The organism is Phytohabitans aurantiacus (assembly GCF_027923225.1).
In the GTDB taxonomy this organism is placed as follows: Bacteria; Actinomycetota; Actinomycetes; order Mycobacteriales; family Micromonosporaceae; genus Phytohabitans; species Phytohabitans aurantiacus.
On the sequence record NZ_BSDI01000111.1, the window covers coordinates 2,501 to 5,289 of the forward strand.

A 2,789-nucleotide genomic window follows, 5' to 3' on the forward strand; every position below is an offset into this window, starting at 1 on the left:
GTAAGCCTGAATACTACCTGGTGACCGATAGCGGACGAGTACCGTGAGGGAATGGTGAAAAGTACCCCGGGAGGGGAGTGAAATAGTACCTGAAACCGTTCGCCTACAATCCGTCGGAGCTGAGAGCCTTTGGTTCGAGGTGACGGCGTGCCTTTTGAAGAATGAGCCTGCGAGTTAGTGGCATGTGGCGAGGTTAACCTGTGTGGGGTAGCCGTAGCGAAAGCGAGTCTGAATAGGGCGTTTAGTCGCGTGCTCTAGACCCGAAGCGGAGTGATCTAGCCATGGGCAGGCTGAAGCGCGGGTAAGACCGCGTGGAGGGCCGAACCCACCAACGTTGAAAAGTTGGGGGATGACCTGTGGTTAGGGGTGAAAGGCCAATCAAACTCCGTGATAGCTGGTTCTCCCCGAAATGCATTTAGGTGCAGCGTCGCGTGTTTCTTGCCGGAGGTAGAGCACTGGATGGTCTAGGGGGCCTACAAGCTTACCGAAATCAGCCAAACTCCGAATGCCGGTAAGTGAGAGCGCGGCAGTGAGACTGCGGGGGATAAGCTTCGTAGTCGAGAGGGAAACAGCCCAGATCACCAGCTAAGGCCCCTAAGCGTGTGCTAAGTGGAAAAGGATGTGGGGTCGCTTAGACAACCAGGAGGTTGGCTTAGAAGCAGCCACCCTTTAAAGAGTGCGTAATAGCTCACTGGTCAAGTGGTTCCGCGCCGACAATGTAGCGGGGCTCAAGTACACCGCCGAAGCTGTGGCATTCACATTTTTACTTGGTGTGGTTCTTCGGGATTGCATCCAGGTGTGTGGATGGGTAGGGGAGCGTCGTGCCGGGGGTGAAGCAGCGGGGTGACCCAGCTGTGGACGCGGCACGAGTGAGAATGCAGGCATGAGTAGCGAAAGAAGGGTGAGAAACCCTTCCGCCGGATGACCAAGGGTTCCAGGGCCAGGTTAATCCGCCCTGGGTGAGTCGGGACCTAAGGCGAGGCCGAGAGGCGTAGTCGATGGACAACGGGTTGATATTCCCGTACCCGCGAAGGAACGCCCATGATGAACCCATTTGTGCTAACTGCCCGCTGATAGGGATCCTTCGGGTGAACTGGCTAGTGCGTGGGAACCTGGGTGGTAGTAGTCAAGCGATGGGGTGACGCAGGAAGGTAGCTGAGCCCGGCCGGTGGTTGTGCCGGGGTAAGCGTGTAGGCCGTGCCATAGGCAAATCCGTGGCGCATGTAGGCTGAGACGTGATGCCGAGCCGATTCAGGTGAAGTCAGTGATCCTATGCTGCCGAGAAAAGCCTCTAGCGAGTTCTTAGCGGCCCGTACCCCAAACCGACACAGGTGGTCAGGTAGAGAATACCGAGGCGATCGGGCGAACTGTGGTTAAGGAACTCGGCAAATTGCCCCCGTAACTTAGGGAGAAGGGGGGCCGGACGCGTGAAGCCCCTTGCGGGTGGAGCGTGGTATGGCCGCAGAGAGCAGGGGGAAGCGACTGTTTACTAAAAACACAGGTCCATGCGAAGTCGTAAGACGCTGTATATGGACTGACGCCTGCCCGGTGCTGGAACGTTAAGGGGACCGGTTAGTCTTTCGGGGCGAAGCTGAGAACTTAAGCGCCAGTAAACGGCGGTGGTAACTATAACCATCCTAAGGTAGCGAAATTCCTTGTCGGGTAAGTTCCGACCTGCACGAATGGCGTAACGACTTCCCCACTGTCTCAACCACAGGCCCGGCGAAATTGCATTACGAGTAAAGATGCTCGTTACGCGCGGCAGGACGGAAAGACCCCGGGACCTTTACTATAGCTTGACATTGGTATCCGAGTTCGATTGTGTAGGATAGGTGGGAGACTGTGAAGCTGGCACGCCAGTGTTGGTGGAGTCATTGTTGAAATACCACTCTGTTGGATTTGGGTATCTAACCCGGGCCCCTGATCGGGGTTGGGGACAGTGTCTGGTGGGTAGTTTAACTGGGGCGGTTGCCTCCTAAAGGGTAACGGAGGCGCCCAAAGGTTCCCTCAGCCTGGTTGGCAATCAGGTGTTGAGTGTAAGTGCACAAGGGAGCTTGACTGTGAGACTGACGGGTCGAGCAGGGACGAAAGTCGGGACTAGTGATCCGGCACTTGCGTGTGGAAGCGGTGTCGCTCAACGGATAAAAGGTACCCCGGGGATAACAGGCTGATCTTCCCCAAGAGTCCATATCGACGGGATGGTTTGGCACCTCGATGTCGGCTCGTCGCATCCTGGGGCTGTAGCAGGTCCCAAGGGTTGGGCTGTTCGCCCATTAAAGCGGTACGCGAGCTGGGTTTAGAACGTCGTGAGACAGTTCGGTCCCTATCCGCCGCGCGCGTAGGATACTTGAGAAGGGCTGTCCCTAGTACGAGAGGACCGGGACGGACGAACCTCTGGTGTGCCAGTTGTCCCGCCAGGGGCACGGCTGGTTGGCTACGTTCGGGAGGGATAACCGCTGAAAGCATCTAAGCGGGAAGCCTGCTTCAAGATGAGGTGTCCCACCCTATATGGGTTAAGGCCCCCAGCTAGATGACTGGGTTGATAGGCCAGAGATGGAAGCCCGGTAACGGGTGTGAGTTGACTGGTACTAATAGGCCGAGGACTTGACCTACAAAGCTGCTACGCGTCCACTATGCGAATCTGAACCAACAACCGGTTCACAGAGTTACGGCGGTCATGGCGGAAGGGAAACGCCCGGTAACATTCCGAACCCGGAAGCTAAGCCTTCCAGCGCCGATGGTACTGCACTCGGGAGGGTGTGGGAGAGTAGGACACCGCCGGACATCTT

Annotated in this window: 2 rRNA genes (1 of these 2 cut by a window edge); both read left to right on the forward strand. The window is 56.9% G+C overall.

Annotated features, from left to right (window positions below):
* Window positions 1-2,612, forward strand: a 23S ribosomal RNA gene (locus QMG73_RS45855); it begins 506 nt to the left of the window's first position.
* Between the two features lie 55 nt (window positions 2,613-2,667).
* Window positions 2,668-2,784: ribosomal RNA gene (gene rrf, locus QMG73_RS45860) — 5S ribosomal RNA — on the forward strand.
* The last annotated feature ends 5 nt before the right edge of the window (window positions 2,785-2,789 follow it).